Annotated in this window: 20 protein-coding genes and 1 pseudogene; 13 read left to right on the top strand and 8 right to left on the bottom strand. The window is 33.1% G+C overall.

The genetic code is table 11. The annotated features are described in order from the left end of the window. Position 1: 1 nt before the first annotated feature. The 3 genes from ACZ0AH_RS04975 to yiaA all read left to right on the top strand — a co-directional run bounded on the left by ACZ0AH_RS04975 (position 2) and on the right by yiaA (position 1,629). Complete coding sequence (locus ACZ0AH_RS04975; protein WP_463474739.1) at positions 2–529, top strand: DUF4252 domain-containing protein; 528 nt, start codon at positions 2–4, stop codon at positions 527–529. A 1-nt stretch (position 530) separates the two neighbouring features. Next, positions 531–1,073 carry a DUF4252 domain-containing protein gene (locus ACZ0AH_RS04970; RefSeq protein ID WP_463474738.1) on the top strand — a complete coding sequence of 181 codons (543 nt, stop codon included), beginning with the start codon at positions 531–533 and terminating at the stop codon, positions 1,071–1,073. A gap of 160 nt (positions 1,074–1,233) precedes the next feature. Beyond that, the gene (gene yiaA / locus ACZ0AH_RS04965) at positions 1,234–1,629 is read left to right on the top strand and encodes an inner membrane protein YiaA (RefSeq protein ID WP_463474737.1); all 396 of its coding nucleotides are present in this window, start codon (positions 1,234–1,236) and stop codon (positions 1,627–1,629) included. 94 nt (positions 1,630–1,723) lie between these two features. Here the strand turns inward: yiaA and carB are convergent, their stop codons facing one another. Together carB and rpmH are read right to left on the bottom strand one after the other, a co-directional pair. Then, positions 1,724–4,579, bottom strand: a complete 2,856-nt coding sequence (gene carB / locus ACZ0AH_RS04960; protein WP_463474736.1) for a carbamoyl-phosphate synthase large subunit — start codon at positions 4,577–4,579, stop codon at positions 1,724–1,726. Positions 4,580–4,723: 144 nt separating this feature from the next. Further along, entirely contained in the window at positions 4,724–4,885 is a 162-nt protein-coding gene (rpmH, locus tag ACZ0AH_RS04955) for a 50S ribosomal protein L34 (RefSeq protein ID WP_008464848.1), read from the bottom strand. Positions 4,886–5,051: 166 nt separating this feature from the next. Here rpmH and ACZ0AH_RS04950 point away from each other — a divergent pair, with 166 nt between their 5' ends. Then, positions 5,052–5,567 carry a hypothetical protein gene (locus ACZ0AH_RS04950; RefSeq protein ID WP_035682014.1) on the top strand — a complete coding sequence of 172 codons (516 nt, stop codon included), beginning with the start codon at positions 5,052–5,054 and terminating at the stop codon, positions 5,565–5,567. Positions 5,568–5,816: 249 nt separating this feature from the next. Here ACZ0AH_RS04950 and ACZ0AH_RS04945 read toward each other — a convergent pair whose 3' ends face one another. After that, complete coding sequence (locus ACZ0AH_RS04945; protein ID WP_463474735.1) at positions 5,817–6,476, bottom strand: alpha/beta hydrolase family protein; 660 nt, start codon at positions 6,474–6,476, stop codon at positions 5,817–5,819. Positions 6,477–6,762: 286 nt separating this feature from the next. Between ACZ0AH_RS04945 and ACZ0AH_RS04940 the strand changes: the two genes are divergently transcribed. Further along, entirely contained in the window at positions 6,763–7,074 is a 312-nt protein-coding gene (locus ACZ0AH_RS04940) for a GNAT family N-acetyltransferase (RefSeq protein ID WP_463474734.1), read from the top strand. Here ACZ0AH_RS04940 and ACZ0AH_RS04935 read toward each other — a convergent pair. The 3 genes and pseudogenes from ACZ0AH_RS04935 to ACZ0AH_RS04925 all read right to left on the bottom strand — a co-directional run. Then, positions 7,064–7,307, bottom strand: a pseudogene (locus ACZ0AH_RS04935) (anion permease); the annotation flags it as partial. The gene ACZ0AH_RS04940 and the pseudogene ACZ0AH_RS04935 sit on opposite strands and share 11 nt — an antisense overlap. 82 nt (positions 7,308–7,389) lie before the next feature. Beyond that, complete coding sequence (locus ACZ0AH_RS04930) at positions 7,390–8,541, bottom strand: porin (protein ID WP_463474733.1); 1,152 nt, start codon at positions 8,539–8,541, stop codon at positions 7,390–7,392. 203 nt (positions 8,542–8,744) lie between these two features. Continuing rightward, positions 8,745–10,379, bottom strand: coding sequence for an ABC-F family ATP-binding cassette domain-containing protein (locus ACZ0AH_RS04925; protein WP_463474732.1), 1,635 nt, complete (start codon positions 10,377–10,379; stop codon positions 8,745–8,747). Positions 10,380–10,699: 320 nt separating this feature from the next. Here ACZ0AH_RS04925 and ACZ0AH_RS04920 point away from each other — a divergent pair, with 320 nt between their 5' ends. The 5 genes from ACZ0AH_RS04920 (at position 10,700) to ACZ0AH_RS04900 (ending at position 14,654) form a co-directional block, all read left to right on the top strand. Continuing rightward, complete coding sequence (locus ACZ0AH_RS04920; protein WP_463474731.1) at positions 10,700–11,371, top strand: response regulator transcription factor; 672 nt, start codon at positions 10,700–10,702, stop codon at positions 11,369–11,371. Next, positions 11,371–12,642 (top strand): sensor histidine kinase, encoded by a 1,272-nt coding sequence (locus ACZ0AH_RS04915; protein ID WP_463474730.1) that lies wholly within the window; start codon positions 11,371–11,373, stop codon positions 12,640–12,642. The genes ACZ0AH_RS04920 and ACZ0AH_RS04915 overlap by 1 nt, the downstream gene beginning before the upstream one ends. 73 nt (positions 12,643–12,715) lie before the next feature. Continuing rightward, positions 12,716–13,153 carry a PepSY-like domain-containing protein gene (locus ACZ0AH_RS04910; protein WP_463474729.1) on the top strand — a complete coding sequence of 146 codons (438 nt, stop codon included), beginning with the start codon at positions 12,716–12,718 and terminating at the stop codon, positions 13,151–13,153. A 21-nt stretch (positions 13,154–13,174) separates the two neighbouring features. Continuing rightward, a complete protein-coding gene (locus ACZ0AH_RS04905; protein ID WP_463474728.1) occupies positions 13,175–13,630 on the top strand; it encodes a PepSY-like domain-containing protein in 456 nt (151 codons plus the stop codon). Between the two features lie 160 nt (positions 13,631–13,790). Continuing rightward, on the top strand, positions 13,791–14,654 hold the full coding sequence (locus ACZ0AH_RS04900; protein ID WP_463474727.1) for a PepSY-like domain-containing protein: 864 nt from the start codon (positions 13,791–13,793) through the stop codon (positions 14,652–14,654). A gap of 226 nt (positions 14,655–14,880) precedes the next feature. Here the strand turns inward: ACZ0AH_RS04900 and ACZ0AH_RS04895 are convergent, their stop codons facing one another. Both ACZ0AH_RS04895 and ACZ0AH_RS04890 read right to left on the bottom strand, forming a co-directional pair. Further along, complete coding sequence (locus ACZ0AH_RS04895) at positions 14,881–16,056, bottom strand: GlmU family protein (protein WP_463474726.1); 1,176 nt, start codon at positions 16,054–16,056, stop codon at positions 14,881–14,883. A gap of 381 nt (positions 16,057–16,437) precedes the next feature. Continuing rightward, on the bottom strand, positions 16,438–16,692 hold the full coding sequence (locus tag ACZ0AH_RS04890; protein ID WP_041516871.1) for a type B 50S ribosomal protein L31: 255 nt from the start codon (positions 16,690–16,692) through the stop codon (positions 16,438–16,440). Between the two features lie 249 nt (positions 16,693–16,941). Here ACZ0AH_RS04890 and ACZ0AH_RS04885 point away from each other — a divergent pair, with 249 nt between their 5' ends. The 3 genes from ACZ0AH_RS04885 (at position 16,942) to ACZ0AH_RS04875 (ending at position 20,295) form a co-directional block, all read left to right on the top strand. Then, positions 16,942–17,472, top strand: coding sequence for a DUF4199 domain-containing protein (locus ACZ0AH_RS04885; protein WP_463474725.1), 531 nt, complete (start codon positions 16,942–16,944; stop codon positions 17,470–17,472). An 8-nt stretch (positions 17,473–17,480) separates the two neighbouring features. Continuing rightward, on the top strand, positions 17,481–18,437 hold the full coding sequence (locus ACZ0AH_RS04880; protein WP_463474724.1) for a glycosyltransferase family 2 protein: 957 nt from the start codon (positions 17,481–17,483) through the stop codon (positions 18,435–18,437). 130 nt (positions 18,438–18,567) lie between these two features. Beyond that, the gene (locus ACZ0AH_RS04875; protein WP_463474723.1) at positions 18,568–20,295 is read left to right on the top strand and encodes a phospho-sugar mutase; all 1,728 of its coding nucleotides are present in this window, start codon (positions 18,568–18,570) and stop codon (positions 20,293–20,295) included. Positions 20,296–20,339: the final 44 nt, after the last annotated feature.

Genomic DNA, 20,339 nt, shown 5'->3' with positions numbered 1-20,339 from the left:
AATGAAAAATTTCATCATAACACTAGTTTTCGCATTCGTTACACAAGCTTTTTATGCACAAGGCGTTTTTGACAAATTTGATGGTCAGGACGATGTAACATCTGTAATTGTAAACAAAAAAATGTTTGATTTAATGAGCAAGGTAAAAGCTGATGGTTCTGATAAAGAAACACAACAATACATTAATCTGATCAAAAAATTAGACTACTTAAAAGTATTTACAACCAAAAATCCTAAAATTGAAGCTGACATGAAAGCTTCTGCTGATAAATATGTTAAATCTGCCGGTTTAGAAGAATTAATGCGAGTAAACGATAGCGGAAGAAACGTAAGAATATCTGTAAAATCAGGTGCAACAGATTCACAAGTAAAAGAATTATTGATGTTTATTGACGGAGCTAAAGGCGACGAAACAGTTTTATTATCATTAACAGGTAATTTTGATATCAACGAAATTTCAGTTCTAACGGATAAAATGCAGCTTCCGGGTGGTTCTGATTTAAAAAAAGCCTCAAAAGGTAAAAAATAATATGAAAATCAGCGTCTTTACCTCAGCCCTTTTAGTATTACTAACTTTAGTAAGTTGTAATTCTGAACCTTCATTGCAGAAATATTTTGTAGAAAATACAGATAATAAAGATTTTATTGCGCTTGATCTTTCGCCTAATATTTTAAATTTAGAGAAAGCAAAACTATCCGCAGAGCAAAACGAAGCTTTAAAGTCATTTGACAAAATGAATATTTTAGCTTTTAAAGCGAACGCTAAAAACCAGGTACAATTTGAAACAGAAAGAGCAAAAATCAAAGCGATCCTGAAAGATCCAAAATACCAGCAATTAATGTCGTTTGGGTCCGGTAAAGACGGTGCATCTATAAGTTATGTTGGTACTGATGACAATATTAAAGAATTTGTAGTTTTTGCCAACAAAAAAGAAAACGGTTTTGCAGTCGTTCGCGTATTGGGTGAAAACATGAATCCAAATAACATTATGACTTTAATGTCAGTTTTGAAACAATCAAAAATTGACATGGAACAATTAAAGCCTTTGCAGCAATTGATTAACAACAAATAATATATCTTATTTTAAAACAAAAAAAGCTCCAATATGGAGCTTTTTTTATTTTACCCATTAAGAGGATTATACTGAACAAATATTTATATACCCTTTTGTAAAAGTGAACCTAATTTAATTACATTTGCTTATAACCAATAAGATTAATAAATTAAATAATATGGTACAAAAAACATCGAATGCCTTTATAGCGGCGTCTTGGGTAGCTCTTGGAGCAGGAATGGTTGGATATATTGTTGGACTTGCAAGAGCCGAAATGCTGTTGAATGAAAAAGGATATTACTTCACCGTTTTAATGTTTGGCCTTTTTGCGGTAGTTTCATTGCAAAAAAGTGTTAGGGACAGACTCGAAAAACTTCCGGTAACAGATATGTATTACGGAATTTGCTGGTTCGGAACGCTGTTATCAATTGTGTTACTAACAGTCGGACTTTGGAATGCAACTATTCTGCCAAGCGAAAAAGGTTTTTATGCATTTGCATTTTTATTAGCATTATTTGGTGCTATTTCGGTACAAAAAAACACTAGAGATAATATGTCGTTCTCTAATGAATAATATTTTAAGGACTATTAATAAAAATCAACTTCCAGATTAAACTAAAAAAGCTCCAATTTTCATTGGAGCTTTTTTTATATACAAATCTGAGTTATTATTTACTCAAATACATTTTTCTTCTGGAATATAATTCGTAGAATTGATCGTCTTTTAAGTCATCAATAAACAAGATGCTTTCTCCAGTTGATTTCATTTCTGGTCCTAATGCTTTATTTACATTGTGGAATTTACTGAAAGAGAAAACTGGTTGTTTAATCGCATAACCTTTCAATTGCGGATTAAAGTTGAAATCTGTTACTTTATTGTGTCCTAACATTACTTTTGTAGCATAGTTTACATAAGGTTCTCCGTATGCTTTTGCAATAAATGGTACTGTTCTCGAAGCTCTTGGATTTGCCTCAATAATGTAAACCGTATCATCTTTTATCGCAAACTGAATATTGATTAAACCTACTGTTTTCAGCGCTCTCGCAATTTTATGAGTATGATCTTTTATTTGCTGCATTACAAATTCTCCTAAGTTAAAAGGAGGCAATGTAGCATTACTATCTCCAGAGTGAACTCCGCAAGGTTCGATATGCTCCATGATTCCGATGATGTAAACATTTCCATCAGCATCACAAATTGCATCCGCTTCCGCTTCGATTGCTCCGGCTAAATAGTGATCAAGAAGTAATTTATTTCCTGGAATCGTTTTTAATAAATTGATAACGTGCTCTTCAAGTTCTTTTTTGTTGATTACAATTTTCATTCCCTGACCTCCTAATACATAAGAAGGACGAATCAATAACGGGAAGTCTAAAGTATCTGCAAGCGCAGAAGCTTCATCAGCAGTTTCAGCAATCCCGAATTGTGGAAAAGGGATATCCAATTCTCTCAACAAGTCTGAGAAACGTCCTCTGTCTTCTGCTAAATCTAGTGCATCAAAACTAGTTCCGATGATTTTTACGCCATATTTAGATAATTTTTCAGCCAGTTTCAAAGCTGTTTGTCCACCTAACTGAACAATAACACCTTCTGGTTTTTCATGCTGAATAATATCGTAAATATGTTCCCAGAAAACCGGTTCGAAGTATAATTTATCAGCCGTATCAAAATCAGTCGAAACTGTTTCAGGATTACAGTTAATCATGATCGTTTCGTAACCACATTCTTTTGCAGCCAAAACTCCGTGTACACAAGAATAATCAAACTCAATTCCTTGTCCAATTCTGTTTGGTCCGGAACCAAGAACAATGATTTTCTTTTTATCAGTAACAATACTTTCGTTATCTACATAACGCTCGCCGTTTGCTTTTTCAATTTCAGCTTCAAAAGTTGAATAGTAATAAGGTGTCTGCGCTTTAAACTCAGCAGCACAAGTATCAACCAGTTTAAATACACGGTTAATGTTTTGATCCATACGCAAAGTATGCACTTCACTTTCCAGACAATTCATCATGTGCGCGATTTGTCTGTCGGCAAAACCTTTTTGTTTCGCTTCAAGCAGCAATTCTTTAGGAAGATTATCGATTTTATAGTTCGAAATTTCTTTCTCTAAAGTATAAAGCTCTTCGTATTGTTTTAAGAACCACATATCGATTTTTGTGATTTCATGAATACGGCTCAACGGAATTCCCATTGCGATTGCATCATAAATTACAAAAACACGATCCCAACTTGCAAAAGTTAGTTTCTCGATAATTTGTTCGTAATTTTTATATCCTTTTCCGTCAGCACCTAACCCATTTCTTTTAATTTCAAGAGATTGAGTGGCTTTGTGTAATGCTTCCTGAAACGAACGTCCAATTCCCATTACCTCACCAACAGATTTCATCTGAAGTCCTAAAGTTCTGTCGGCACCTTCAAATTTATCGAAGTTCCAACGTGGTATTTTCACGATTACATAATCCAAAGTTGGTTCAAAAAGAGCCGAAGTCGATTTTGTAATCTGGTTTTGCAATTCATCTAAGTTGTATCCTAAAGCCAGTTTAGAAGCAATTTTCGCAATTGGATAACCTGTTGCTTTTGATGCTAATGCAGAAGAACGAGACACACGAGGATTAATCTCGATTGCTACAATATCTTCTTTTTCGTCTGGTGAAACTGCAAATTGTACGTTACAGCCTCCTGCAAAATTCCCGATACTACGCATCATTAAGATGGCATAGTCACGTAACTTTTGGAAAGTTGTATCAGATAATGTCATCGCTGGCGCAACTGTAATCGAATCTCCGGTATGAATTCCCATTGGGTCCATATTTTCGATCGAACAAATGATGACAACATTATCATTTTTATCTCTTAAAAGTTCTAACTCATATTCTTTCCAGCCCATTAAAGCTTTGTCAATCAAAACCTCATGAATTGGCGAAGCTTCAAGTCCGCGAGTTAAAAGCTCATCAAAGTCTTCTTTTTTATAAACAATTGCAGCTCCTGTTCCTCCAAGTGTAAACGAAGGACGAATTACAAGCGGGAAACCAAATTCCTGAGCAATTTCTTTTCCTTCTAAATAGGAAGTAGCCGTTTTTGCAGGTGCAGTTGGTACATTGATTCTTTCTAAAAGCTGTTTAAACTGCTCTCTGTCTTCTGTAATATTGATTGCGTTTACGTCAACTCCAATTAATCTTACTCCAAAATCCTGCCAGATTCCTTTTTCTTCAGCTTCCAAACATAAATTTAAAGCCGTTTGACCTCCCATTGTAGGCAAAACAGCATCAATTTGTGGATGTTCCTTTAGAATTTCAATAATCGATTTTGTAGTTAATGGTTTCAAATATACATGATCGGCCATTGTAGGGTCGGTCATAATTGTCGCTGGATTTGAGTTTATCAAGATAACTTCAATTCCTTCTTCACGAATAGAACGTGCAGATTGAGAACCTGCATAATCAAATTCGCAAGCTTGACCAATAACAATAGGTCCTGAACCTATTATTAAAACGGATTTTATTGATGTGTCTTTAGGCATTTTATTTGTATTGTGTAGTTATAAAGTACTTTAAAAAACATTCGTAGTGTATTCTAAACTAGAATGTTGAGATTTTTTTACCGACAAGGTATAAAAAAAGGCGATACTAAAAAAAGTAACGCCTTATTTATGTTTATACAAACATTATTTTTTGTGTCTAGGCTCGCTAGAAACAGTTAATTTATGTCTTCCTTTTGCTCTTCTACGCGCTAGAACTTTTCTTCCATTCGCAGAAGCCATTCTGTCCATAAATCCGTGCTTATTTCTTCTTTTTCTTTTCGATGGTTGAAATGTTCTTTTGCTCATTGCTTTGTATCTTTAAAATGGTGTCTAATATCTCTTTTCTGTTTTTGAATATCGTTATTCGAAAACCGAGTGCAAATATACAAAGACTTTTTTTTCTGGCAAGTACTTTAATAAAAATATTTTTAATTCATTTTACTATATTTGCAATCACAAATATACATCTATTATGTTTCACAAAAATATTAAACTTATTTTAGCCGGACTTCTTGTAGTTGCTGGCATTTGGCAATTTACCGAAAGTAATATCGGGAACGGAATCTTCCTTATTTTATTAACTGCAATTCCAATATTTCTTTACTTTAAAAATGAATTCATCCTTTTAGCTTTCCTTAAATTAAGAAAACAAGACTTTGAAGGCGCTAAAAAATGGCTGGCATACATCAAAAATCCAGAAGCTGCATTGGTAAGAAAACAACAAGGATACTTTAATTACCTTCACGGAATCATGTTATCTCAAACCAATATTAACCAGGCCGAGAAACATTTCAAAAAAGCGATCGAACTTGGACTATCAATGGATATGGATTTAGCCGTAGCAAAATTAAACCTTGCCGGAGTTGCCATGTCACGCCGCAGAAAACTTGAAGCGACTAATTTATTGAACGAAGCTAAGAAATTAGACAAACAAGGAATGCTGAAAGAGCAAATCACCATGATGAAAGATCAAATGAAGAAAATCTAGATTTACTTTAAATTCCAAATATTTTAAAATCCCAAATTCCAAATTAATGGTGTTTGGGATTTTTTTATTAGTTTTTGCGAGGAACGAAGCAATCTCATGAGGTAACCACAATAATTGTCATCCTGACGAAGGAAGGATCTCTATTAGTAGCTCGACAATACAGAAAACACTTTGCGTTAGTTTCTTGCTAAGATCCTTCCTCCGTCAGGATGACAAGATTGCGCGGAGTTACTATATACACACCTACCTTTAATCTTCCAATATAATCGAAGGCAAATTCTCATTCAGCCATTTATATTTATTGATAATCATGATATGAGTTCCTCCTTTTACGACAATGCAGCTTTTGATATATTTAATAGGAAATACTTCATCCTGATCGCCATGAATATGAATTACATTTTCATCGGTTTGATTTCTGTCCCATAAAATTACATTCTCAACTGCCCATTGCAAATATCGAATATCGCGCATTGCCAGGAATTTTTCATATAACTTTATACGCTTATTGATTTTTTCTCCAAACGAATATTTTGCTAAATTCTCAATATTCAAAATTAGCTTCATCGGAATCAGTTTATAAGCTCTTGTTGTTTTTCCGATTTTCATTCTTCTTGGAAATTCAGCATTGCTTCGTACACTCGAAATAATAATTACTTTTTGGGTTTCGATATGTTTCGCCATTTCCTGAACCAGAATTCCTCCAAAGGAAACTCCAATTAAAACCGGGTTTTGATGTTTGATATTTTTAGTAATGCGAAGTGCATAATCAGATAAAGATTCTTTTGGTTCCGGAATTTCCCATTCCAGCAAACACATTTCAAAAACAGATTCATCTAATTTGATTCTTTCAAAAATAGTTGAACTCGCAGCCAGACCAGGCATAAAATAAACAGGAATTTTACTCATTTGATGGACAAGGAATTATAATTACGGTTTTTAATTTCAAGCTAAAATTACTTTTTTTAGTGATATGCACAGCAAATCTTACACCATTATTATTGACCAAAACAAGCAAAATTGAAAAAGGCAGGAAACTACATAATAGGTATGTCAGTAAAAAATTAACTTAATATTGATAATCAAATGATTATCTTTGTAGTCGGAATAATCTATGCGAATCTTATTTTAAAAGACTTTTTGTGCATTGTTATTTCATGTTCTTTTTCTATTATTTTTTAATCCACCCCAAAACATGACAAATATGGAACCTATTGAAACTATGGAAATCAAAGACAATACTTTTGCAAGACAATTTGAAACCATGGTCCCTGAAGGATTACTTTCTGTTGAGTATTCTTTTCAGGAAAAGAAAATTTTCTTAACAAAAATCAACACGCCGGAAGGTTTTGACAATCAAATTATAATTGATGCTTTACTAAAAAATATCATGGAAATTGTCATTGAAAAGAAATTTAAATTAATGCCTATTCATCCTAGAATTGTATTATTTATCAAAAAAAATCCTGAATACAAAGAATTACTTCCACCCGGAATCAGGATTTAATCTTAAAAATAACCGAAGATTCGGAGCTATAATCCGCAATTGCCACATAAAAGAGCATAACCAATCCGGTTATGAGTCCTTTGACCCACCAATTTTTAGGTCGACATACCCACTTCCAAAAAAACTGGTGCAGGTCCGTGGTTCGTATGCGTTAAAGTTCCGCAAAGAGAACCTATAAAACCAAGCATAAAAGCCAACAGTAAGCCCGGAATCCCGAGAGAAATTCCTACGCCGTATTGCTGCAGGATGAGCTCGTTGTATTGCATTCTCTGTCTAAATTAATAAAAAACAGAGAATAATTTTCTAATAATTGAATCAGAAAAACCTGCCTTGAAATTGTATGATAAATAAATTATTATCATAAATAATTGTTTTGGGCACATTAATTTTATAGTCATCAAACTGCATTCCCATTTCGATACGTCCGGTGTATCCTTTTCCAAATTCTAAACCAAACATTGGCGTATACGTTTGCCTTGCGTTTGAATTGATTTTAAAATTCCTGTCAAAATATTCATAGCGGCACGAAAATTCTATCGCCGTTAGTTTTTGATATTTAATTTCATATCTCAGATTAGGCAGAAAATAAGCGCCGCGCATTTCATAATCATTAATATTTGTGGTTCGGGAATCTGTATCTAAAGAATAATATAAATAATGATTGGTTCCTTGTTTTCCTTCGAGCTGCGTTTGCAATATTAATTTGTCTGCTAATTTAAAATCTGCTGTAAAATCTAAAGCAACTGCAAAAACTTTGCTGTTAAAAACTTCCCCAATTCCGCCATTCAAACCAAAATTAATATTGTATTTTTTGCTTAATTCAAAAGCAAGACGCGAAGAATATTGTTTGCCATTGTCTTTATCGGAAACCTGATTTTTGCCATTTCCATTTATGGCAGAAATTGCGTAGCTAACCGGAAGTTTCCCCAAAGTAAAAATGCCAGATACAGAAGCTCCGGTTTGAAAACTTGCCCAGCCATTATTGCCAAATTCCGTGTATTGATTAGAATAGTCAAATGATCTGAGAATATCAGCAGGATTGAGTTCTTCGATTCCAAAAGAGGGCCTAAACTGACCGGCCATAATACCAATATTTTTATTGAAAATATATCGTGCAAAAGCATTTTCTAAGACTTTGTTTTTCGGATCTGATTTAAAATCAGCCAAATTCGCAAGAACTACAATATCAAAGCCATCACTTAATTTGGCGGTAACACCCAAGCGCATTCTTTTAACATCAAATGTATTTTCGACCGCTTTATCATCTGTGTGATGAAGTCCGGTTGTCGCATCGATTCCGTCAGAACTCATTAAATAACGTCCTTGAAAAAGTCCCTGAAATTTAAATTGCGGATATTTTATTTCACTTTGAATATTATATGCCGAAGTTTGTCCGTTCGAGAAAAAAGGAACTATTAAAAAAATAAAAAAGAACTTTAAGCTCAAAAAATCATATGCTCGCTTCATAACTATAAATTAAATCTTGTTGCTATTGAGGATTAATTTTATAAATTAATTCTTACAATAAATTTAATTTGATAAATCGTACAGAAACCTGATTTAAATCATACTTTAAACTTTTATAAATCTTATAGTTATTTAAATATAGCGCAATAAAAAAGCACAAGAATTAACTTGTGCTTTTCATATACTGTAAGTATTTTAGCGAATTACTTTTCAATCTCTCTCATAGAATCCATTTTTTTATGTGCTAAGAAACCAGCGACATCTTCAAAATGTTCCTTAACGCGTTTGTTTCCAAACTCAAAAACTTTTGTTGCTAATCCGTCAAGGAAATCACGATCGTGAGAAACCAGGATTAAAGTTCCGTCAAAATCACGTAATGCATCCTTGATAATGTCTTTGGTTTTCATATCTAAGTGATTCGAAGGCTCATCCAGAATTAATAAGTTAACAGGTTCCAACAATAATTTAATCATTGCCAAACGTGTCTTTTCTCCTCCTGAAAGCACTTTTACTTTCTTGGTAATATCGTCTCCCTGAAACATAAAAGCGCCTAGAATATTTTTTATTTGCGTACGAACATCTCCAACAGCAATATTATCAATAGTTTCAAAAATGGTAGCATTTTCATCTAATAAAGAAGCCTGGTTTTGAGCAAAATATCCAATTTGAGAATTGTGTCCAATTTCTACACTTCCTTCATCAATACCAATTTCTTTCATAATGGCTTTGATCATAGTCGATTTTCCTTCACCATTTTTACCCACAAAAGCTACTTTCTGACCTCTTTCAATTACAATATTAGCATCTTTAAAAACCACATGATCTCCGTATGATTTAGAAAGCTCTTTTACCACAACCGGATATTGTCCTGAACGTGCTGCGGGCGGGAATTTTAATTTTAATGCAGAATTATCTACTTCGTCAACTTGTACAATAACCAGTTTTTCAAGCATTTTAACACGAGACTGAACGGCATCTGTTTTAGAGAATGTTCCTTTAAAACGATCGATAAAAGCTCTGTTATCAGCAATCATTTTTTGCTGTTCGTCGTATGCTTTTTGCTGGTGTACACGACGATCTTTTCTTAATTCTAAATAATGAGAATACTTTGCTTTATAATCGTAAATTCTTCCCATTGTAACTTCAATAGTACGGTTTGTAATATTATCTACAAACGCTCTATCGTGCGAAATTACTACAACTGCTTTCGCCGAATTGATCAAAAACTCTTCTAACCATTGAATACTTTCGATATCCATGTGGTTGGTTGGCTCATCTAATAAAATTAAATCCGGTTTTCTTAAAAGGATTTTTGCCAGTTCGATACGCATTCTCCATCCTCCGGAAAATTCAGAAGTCTGACGTGTAAAATCTTCGCGTTCAAAACCTAAACCAACTAAAATTTTCTCAACTTCTGCTTCGTAATTTACTTCTTCAATTGCATAAAATTTCTCGCTTAAGTCAGAAACTCTTTCGATCAATTTCATGTATTCATCACTTTCATAATCAGTACGAACGGTTAATTGTTCGTTGATTTCATCAATTTCGGCTTTCATCTGAAAAATTTCACCAAAAGCTTTTGAAGCTTCTTCCATTACAGTCGAACCATCTTTTGTCAATAAATGCTGAGGCAAATAAGCAATAACTGCTTCTTTTGGAGCCGAAATACTTCCGGTAGAAGGTTTACTTTGACCTGCAATTATTTTTAAAAGTGTCGATTTTCCCGCACCATTTTTACCCATAAGGGCAATTTTATCATTTTCATTGATAGCAAAAGAAACATCGCTAAATAATGTAGTTCCACCAAACTGAACCGAAATATCGTTAACTGTAATCATTTAGATTTTTTAGGTTTTTAGACTGTTTAGATTTTTAATCCCTAAACAAGTATTTTTTTGAAAGCGCAAAGATAGATTTAATTAGATAATGTGCCAATTTGTTTAATTAGATAATTTCAGAATTAGATAATGTGCCAATTAGAAAATGAGATAATGTAAAACGATGGTTACTAGAAAATTATATAATTCCTTTTAAAACAGCAGCATTTCATTTTCTAATTGGCACATTTCATAATTAGAGAAATTCCTAAATGTTTCCAGAAATCCGGGTTTATTTTGAAATCATATTCTTACATTTGAGTATCATAAAACAAGCAAAAATGAAAATTTTAATAATAGAAGATGAAGCTGGTTTGCGTGAAGTGGTGCAGCAATCGCTTGAAAAAGAAAAATATATTGTAGAAACTGCCCACGATTTTATTTCAGGATTAGACAAATTAGGCGCTTATGATTATGATTGCATTTTAATCGATATTATGCTTCCAAACGGAAATGGACTGGATTTACTAAAGGAAATAAAAAGACAAAAAAAACAAAGTGCCGTGATTATTATTTCGGCAAAAGATGCTGTTGATGATAAAGTTAAAGGCCTGGATTTAGGCGCTGATGATTATTTGAGTAAACCTTTTCATTTATCGGAATTACACGCCCGAATTAAATCAGCAATTAGAAGAAACAATCATAATGGAGATAATTTTATTGTTTGGAAAAATATTACGCTTTCGCCGGAACAACGAACGGTTTTGATTGATGAAAAAGAATTGACTTTAAACAGAAAGGAATTTGATTTGCTTTATTATTTTATCATTAATCCAAACCGATTAATTAACAAAACGGCTATTGCCGAATATGTCTGGGGCGATCATACGGATCAGGCTGACAATTTGGATTTTGTGTATTCGCAGATTAAAAATTTACGAAAAAAACTAAAAGACAGTGATGCCGAAATTGATATTCAGGCAGTTTACGGTATTGGATATAAAATGAGTTAATGAAATTACAAAATTACACACTTCGCTATCTGGCAATTACCTTGCTTATTGTTATCCCAATTTGGGCGGGGATTTTTTATATCCATATTTTAGATGAAGTGCATGATAATATTGATGATGATTTAAAGAATTCAAAAATGATGATAATCCGACATGTTTTTTCGGATAAAACAATATTGAATTCTCCTGAATTCGGAATCAATAAATTTACGATAAAGCCACTTCCAAAAGGCAATTATTCGCATAAAGACGAACTTTATACTTCGTCTGAATTCATGGAATATGACAATGAAGATGAACCTATAAGAATATTAAAAACTATTTTTGATGATGATAAACAAAACTCTTATGAACTCATTATAAAAGCTTCAATTGTTGAGGAAGATGAATTATTAGAAGATTTATTTCTTTCCTTAATTGGTTTATATGTTATGTTGGTAATTAGTATTTTGGTGGTAAATCATTTGCTTCTAAAAAAAATATGGAAATCATTTCATACTATTTTAGATAATCTTAAAGAAATAAAACTCGGAACCGGAAGCAAACTAAAACCAATAAATTCTCCTATTGACGAATTTAATATTTTAGGAAAAGAAGTCGAAATAATGCTAAACAGGAACGAATCAATTTATTCGAGTCAGAAACAATTTATCGAAAATGCGGCTCATGAATTACAAACTCCATTAGCAATAAGTATTAATAAACTCGAATTATTTACTGAAAACAGCGCACTATCAGAAGAACAAATGATGGAAATTGGAAAAATTACAGATACTTTGAACCGATTAACAAGATTGAATAAATCGTTATTGATGTTATCAAAAATTGAAAACCAACAATATTCTGAGGAAGAAAATGTTGATTTTAATAAACTTATTTTATTGTTAACGGAAGATTATTCGGATTTAGCTGATTTTAAAAAGGTAAAAATATCTGTAACCGAAAATGATGCTTTACATTTTAAAATGAATAAAGGTTTGGCAATTACATTAATTAGTAATTTATTGAAAAATGCCTTGATTCATAATCATCAGAAAGGATTTGTAAATTTTATAATTGATAAAAACGATATTATAATTTCAAACAGCGGAAATAATTCTCCATTAAATTCAGATGCTATTTTCAATAGGTTTTACCGCCATACAACAACAAACGAATCTACAGGATTGGGTTTATCTATCGTAAAATCGATCATTCTTAATTATTCCATTTCTATTGAATATTCATTTGACGAAAATCATATCTTCAAAATTAAATTTCCAATAAAGTAGTCTTTTTATTATGTTTTCCTAATTGTTTCCTAATTCAGGTTATACACTTGTACCAGAATTAAAACATACGATTATGAAAACGAAATTAAAACTGGCAACATGCCTGCTTGTGGGATTAACATTTTCTGCAAACGCTCAAAAAACAACTATAACAAAAGCGGCTTTGCCCGTTAATGCGCAAACTTTCCTGAAAACTCATTTTGCAGGACAAGAACCATCTTATATTATTAAGGACAAAGAAACTTTCTCGACAGATTATAAAGTTCAATTTGACAACAATATTGAAGTAGAATTTGACGGAAAAGGAAATTGGGAAGAAGTTGATGGAAATCATACCGCAATTCCTACCGCGATAGTTCCTAAAGCAATTGCTTCTTATGTAAAAGCAAATTTTGCCAATACAACAGTAACCAAAATCAGCAAAGATTATAAAGGTTATGAAGTAGATATAAGCAATGGTTTAGAATTGGAATTCAATTCTAAAGGCACTTTTACAAGAATTGATAATTAAGCAACATTAAATATTACAAACATGAAAAAAATAATCTTAACTGGTTTTATCGCTTTATCTTTATTGACAACAACATCTTGCGATAGCGATGACGACAAGGATATTATAATCACGGCAAGTGATTTGCCAAAATCAGCAGATTCATTTGTTACAACTTATTTTCCAAATGCAACTTATTTGACGGTAAAAAAACAAAACAGAGCTGATAATGATGGTTCTATTTATGATGTTTACCTGACAAACGGTTTTGAAATTGATTTTGATGGAAACGGAAACTGGGTTGATATTGATGGAAATCATCAGGCAATTCCGGCTGCATTGATTCCGGAGAAAATCAATACTTATATTGCCGCGAATTACCCAAATCAAACGGTTACTTCTATTGATAACGAAAGAACTTATGTTGAAATTGAACTTTCGAACAACTTAGAATTAATATTTGATACTCAGGGAAATTTCCTTAGAATCGATTACTAAAACTATAAATTCCATACCTGAAAAGCTCTGATATTAAAATATCGGAGCTTTCTTTTTTATTTTCTAATTATTTCCTAAAAGAAAGAAAATTCCTAAATGTTTCCAGATTCAGGTTATAATATTGCACTATAAATAAAATAATAATTTTAATACGACAATCATGAAAAAACCATTCTTAACAAGTTTCCTTGCTTTATCTATTTTACTTGCTACAGCTTCTTGCGATAGTGCAGAAGATATAATTAATAATGATAAAACAGTCATCGAACCAACAACACTTCCTAGTACAGCAAAAACATTTACAGATACTTATTTCCCAAATGCAGTATATAAATCAACAACAAAATTAAAAGTGCCAAGTTTAAACGGATCTGTTTATGACATTTCGCTTGCAAACGGATTCGAAATTGATTTTGATGCTAACGGAAACTGGACTGAAATTGACGGAGGAAATCAGGCGATTCCAACAACATTAATTCCGGAAAAAATTAACGCATATATTGCAGCGAACTATCCATCTTTATTTGTTGTTCAGATAGAAAATGAAAAAACGAAATATGACGTTGAACTTTCTAACGGATTAGATTTAGTTTTTACTACTCAGGGAGATTTTGTCAGAATTGATCACGACGGCGACAATCATAACGAAGTTGTAGTTAATCCATCTACATTACCAACAGCAGCAGCGACTTTAATCAGTACGCATTTTCCAACTGCAACAATTAGATTAGTAGAAAAACAAAATAATGCAGGTGCAAACGGAACTGTTTATGATGTTTCGCTTTCGAACGGTTTCGAAATTGATTTTGATGCTAACGGAAACTGGGTAGAAATAGACGGAGATCGTCAAGCTATACCAACCGCTTTAATTCCAGAGAAGATCCGTACTTATGTAACTGCGAATTATCCAACTCAATCGATAAATACAATCGACAAAGAAAGAACATATACTGAAGTAGAACTTTCTAACGATTGGGATTTATTTTTTGATCTTCAGGGAAATTTTCTCAGAATTGAAAAATAAATAAAACAAAACCCGTCACGTTTTTATGAACATGGCGGGTTTTTACTATAACTCAATTTTGTCAGACTGAGCGAAGTCGAAGTTTCGCAAAGTGATTCAATAAACGGGATTTCGACTCCGCTCAGTCTGACAATAAATAATATACAACAAACCCGACAGATTAAAAATCTATCGGGTTTGTTTATTACATTTTCTAATTATCTAATTGACTAATTATCTAATTGAATTAATCTTTTCTCCATTTTTTAGTTTCCTCAAAAATGTGTTCTAAGATTGCCGATTCTGTTTCGTCAAAATCTATATTTCTTCTTCCCATTACTAGTTTTGCAGTTTCAAAAGCTTTTTTGGTTACATAAGTGGTAAAACCTGCTGCGCCTCCCCATGAAAAACTCGGAACAAAATTGCGAGGAAAACCACTACCAAAAATATTAGCACTTACGCCAACAACAGTTCCGGTATTAAACATCGTATTAATGCCGCATTTACTATGATCGCCCATCATTAAACCACAAAACTGAAGTCCGGTTTTAGCAAAACCTTCTGTTTCGTAACTCCATAATTTTACTTCTTCGTAGTTATTTTTTAAGTTCGAGTTGTTGCTGTCCGCTCCAATATTACACCATTCTCCCAGAACAGAATCACCTAAAAATCCGTCATGCCCTTTATTTGAATTTGCAAACAGAACCGAATTTTTAACCTCTCCTCCTATTCTTGATCCCGGACCAACTGTAGTTGCTCCGTAAACTTTAGCGTTTAATTTTACTTGTGCATTTTCGCATAAAGCAAAAGGACCGCGAATTACGGTTCCTTCCATAATTTCGGTATTCTTACCTATATATATAGGACCGGTTGAAGCATTTAAGGTTACAAACTCTAATTTTGCCCCTTCTTCAATAAATATATTTTCGGGCGCAATAACATTTACACTTTTCGGAATTGGCTGTGACTTTCTGTCTTCGGTTAAATAAATAAAGTCTTCACGAATTGCAGCATCATTTTTAGAGAAAATATCCCAGGTATGTTCAACTGTCAATATATCATCGCTGTATTGAATAATTTCGTACGAATCAAAATCAACTTCTTCCTGATTTTCATTTGTAAAAAAAGCAATTACATCGTCTCCTTTAAATATCGCCTGATTTGTTGTTAAATTAGAAACCATTTCGGCAAGCGTATCATTTGGCAGATACGCAGCGTTAATCATCACATTTTCTTCTAATTCTACCATCGGAAATTTCTCTGACAAATATTCCTCTGTAATCGTAGTTATAGTCGACCCCAAACGCGCTTCCCATTTTTGGCGAATCGTCATTATCCCGATTAATATATCAGCAACAGGTCTTGTAAACGTAAATGGCAATAGTGCATTCCGGACGGGACCGTCAAAAAGAATGTAATTCATAAATTAAAAAATTTGGTACTTGTTAAAATCCTGATTTGGTTATCGAGGTCAAAGTTACAAATATTTATGGGTTTCATTAAAGGTATTCTTACTCAAAATATGGAATCCAATCCGTTTTTTTTGCCACGAATTCACGAATTTGTACTGATTAATCATTTTAATGCAAAGTAATTTTATTTAATCTCGCAAAGTCGCGAAGTCTCAAAGAAAAGCTTAAAAAAGAAAAACTTTGCGACTTCGCGACTTTGCGTGAAATAAGTTAACTCTTAGTTGCGCAAAACTTAATTTACACTGAAATCTTGGTTACACTATCTTCAAACAAAATACCGCATAAAAAAAGCCTCCCAAATTGGAAGGCTTTTGTATAAATAAAAACAGTTATTAGTTTTTAACGTGTTTTGCATATTTAGTTTTGAACTTGTCAATACGTCCTGCAGTATCGATAAGTTTAGATTTACCAGTATAAAAAGGGTGAGATGTTCTGGAAATCTCCATTTTTACAACTGGATACTCAACTCCGTCAACTTCAATTGTTTCTTTTGTATCTGCAGTAGATTTAGTGATAAAAACGTCATCATTTGACATGTCTTTAAATGCAACTAATCTGTAATTTTCTGGGTGGATTCCTTTTTTCATCTTTTCTTTTATTTATTGTTTAGAGCATTTTTATTTTGAAGCTTTTTCATGGTTAGAAAAAGGTGTAAACAAAGGATACTCTTTTTTGTTTAAACTTTTAATTATTTTGAGTTTGCAAATTTACAATTCTTTTTTAATATACAAATGTTTAACTCACTTTTTTTTAGTTAAATTCAAAAAGCTTTTTTTGTCTTCCATTATATTGGGAATTGCTATATTTGTGGATTAATTTTAAAACACTTAGAAATTATGATTAATGAAGTTATAAAAAAGAACGGTATTACATATGGTGTATTAATAGGAATTGCAGGTGCACTAGTAACGTCTACTATATATGCAATCGATTTAAACTTATTCACTTCATGGTGGATTGGCTTATTAAGCCTTGCGGTTAACATTACTATATGTATTATTTTACTTTCGAAAACCAAGAAAGAATTAAATGGTGTCTTTACATTTAAGGAAGCATTTACAACTTATTTTATAGCTGCCGTAACCGGAATCCTGATTTCTACGTTTTTTAATATTATTTTATTCAATTTTATTGATCCGGCTGCAAAAGATACTTTAAACGAATTGATCATTAAATATACTGCAGGAATGATGCAGAAATTTGGATCGCCAGCTTCGGTTATTAATGAGACTATTGCAAAAATGAAAGAAACAAATCCGTATTCTACATTAGAATTACTTAAAGGTTCTGTTTTTGCTATTGTAATCAGTTCGATTTTTGGATTAATTTTCGCAGCATTTTTTAAAAGCAAAACTACACAAGAATAAAAAACTAAATGAATTTATCTATACTTATACCGCTTCTAAACGAGGAGGAATCACTGAAAGAACTCTATTCATGGATTATTAAAGTGATGCAATCTAACAATTACTCTTATGAAATCATTTTTGTAGATGATGGAAGTACGGATGATTCCTGGAATATTATTGAAAGTTTTTCTAATGAAAACCCAAATGTAAAGGGGATTCGTTTTATGAAGAATTTCGGAAAATCGCAGGCTTTACACGCTGGTTTTGCAAAAGCACAAGGTGATGTTATCATTACAATGGATGCTGATCTGCAAGATAGCCCGGACGAAATTCCAGGATTATTTGAAATGATTACCAAAGAAAAATTCGATTTGGTTTCAGGCTGGAAAAAGAAACGTTACGACTCTGTTGTGGCGAAAAATCTTCCTTCGAAATTATTTAATTGGGCTGCCAGAAAAACTTCCGGCGTTGAATTGAACGATTTTAACTGCGGATTAAAAGCATACAAAAATACGGTTGTAAAAAACATAGAAGTTTCGGGCGAAATGCACCGTTATATTCCGGTTTTGGCAAAAAATGCCGGTTTTAATAAAATTGGAGAAAAAGTGGTTATTCACCAGGCGCGTAAATATGGTGAAACAAAATTTGGAATGGAGCGTTTTATAAACGGTTTCCTGGATTTAATTACGATTTGGTTTTTATCAAGATTCGGAAAAAGACCTATGCACTTATTTGGCGCAATGGGTTCTTTGATGTTTATTATCGGGTTTTTATTGGCGGGTTATATTGGTATTTCAAAATTGTACCATATGTATAACGGAATGAAATATAGCTTGATTACCAGTAATCCCTGGTTTTTTATTGCATTAACAACCATGATTTTAGGAACTCAATTATTTTTGGCAGGTTTTCTTGGTGAAATTATTTTGAGAACTAAAAGCAACGAAGCACGTTATAAAGTTTCCCGAGAGGTTAATTTTTAACGTAAAGCCCTAGCCCTGATGGGAACGGCATCCTTTTGTGGCGGGGTTCGCCACAAAAGATATAGTGGACAGCAGGATTAGCTCCTGAAAAAATCTTATCTTTAAGTTTAAACATTAAAAAAAAAATTACATGAATATAGCACCTAATATTTTAAATGCTGTAAACGAATGGCTAACGCCAACATTTGATCAGGAAACACAAGCAGCCGTTAAGGAATTAATGACAACTTCGCCAAAAGAACTCGAGGAAAGTTTTTATAAAAATCTGGAATTTGGAACTGGCGGAATGCGCGGCGTGATGGGCGTGGGAAACAACAGAATCAACAAATACACACTTGGAAAAAACACTCAGGGTTTATCTGATTATTTGCATGAGGTTTTTCCAAATCAACCGTTAAAAGTGGTTATTGCTTATGATTGTCGTCATAATAGCAATACGCTTGCAAAGGTTGTGGCTGATGTTTTTTCGGCAAACGGAATACATGTTTATTTATTCTCTGATTTGCGTCCGACTCCGGAATTGTCTTTTGCGCTTAAATATTTAGGCTGCCAATGCGGAATTGTTCTTACAGCTTCGCACAATCCGCCGGAATATAACGGATACAAAGTCTACTGGCAAGATGGCGGACAAATTGTTCCGCCGGAAGATGCTGCAATTATCAATGTAATCGAAAATTTAGATTACGACAAAATTAAATTCAACGCTAACGAAAGCCTGATTGAATATATCGATACTGATATTGACAAGGCTTTTATAAAATCGTCTATCGAAAACGCAAGTTTTAATACTCCGGCTGAAGCCAAAGATAATTTACAGATTGTTTTTACTTCGCTGCACGGAACTTCGATTAAATCTATTCCGGATACTTTATCGCAGGCGGGTTACAAAAATGTACATATTGTTCCTGAACAGGCAGTTCCGGACGGAGATTTCCCAACAGTAAAATCTCCAAATCCTGAGGAGCCGGAAGCTTTGACTATGGCTTTGGCTTTGGCCGATAAAACCAATTCGGATATCGTGGTTGGAACTGATCCTGATTGCGATCGTCTTGGTGTTGCCGTTAGAAATAATGAAGGCAAAATGATTTTGCTTAACGGAAATCAAACGATGGTTTTGATGACTTCTTTTTTATTGAAACAATGGAAAAAAGCCGGAAAAATTAACGGAAAACAATTCGTGGGTTCTACTATTGTTTCAACTCCTATGATAATGGAATTGGCGACAAGTTATGGCGTAGAATGCAAAGTGGGCTTGACTGGTTTTAAATGGATTGCCAAAATGATTAAGGATTTCCCAGAACTTCAATTTATTGGCGGTGGTGAGGAAAGCTTTGGTTTTATGGTTGGTGACGCCGTTAGAGATAAAGATGCCGTTGCGGCGACTTTATTAATATGCGAAGTTGCGGCTCAGGCAAAAGCAGCAGGAAGTTCTGTTTATAAAGAACTTTTACAATTGTATGTTGAAAATGGTTTCTATAAAGAATTCCTGGTTTCTTTAACCAAAAAAGGAATGGAAGGTTTACAGGAAATTAATCAGATGATGATTGATTTACGCGAAAATCCTTTGAAAGAAATCAACGGACAACGTGTTATTATGGTTGAAGATTACCAATCGTCAATCGCATTAAATTTATTGACTGGCGAAGAATCTACAATGGATATTCCGAAGTCGAACGTATTGATTTATTATACGGAAGACGGTTCTAAAATTTGTGCAAGACCAAGCGGAACTGAACCTAAAATTAAATTCTACATTAGTGTTAATGCAGAATTAGATTCGGTTGAAAATTTTGACGCTGCAGAAAGTTTCTTAGATCAAAAAATACAAAATATCATTGCAGGAATGCAATTGAAGTAAATAAAATACACATACTTTTTTAATGAACCCGATATTGTTTTAAG

This window comes from Flavobacterium sp. AC105 (assembly GCF_979258495.1).
Note: the sequence above shows the minus strand (reverse complement) of the source record. Positions and strands in the feature narration are given on the sequence as shown.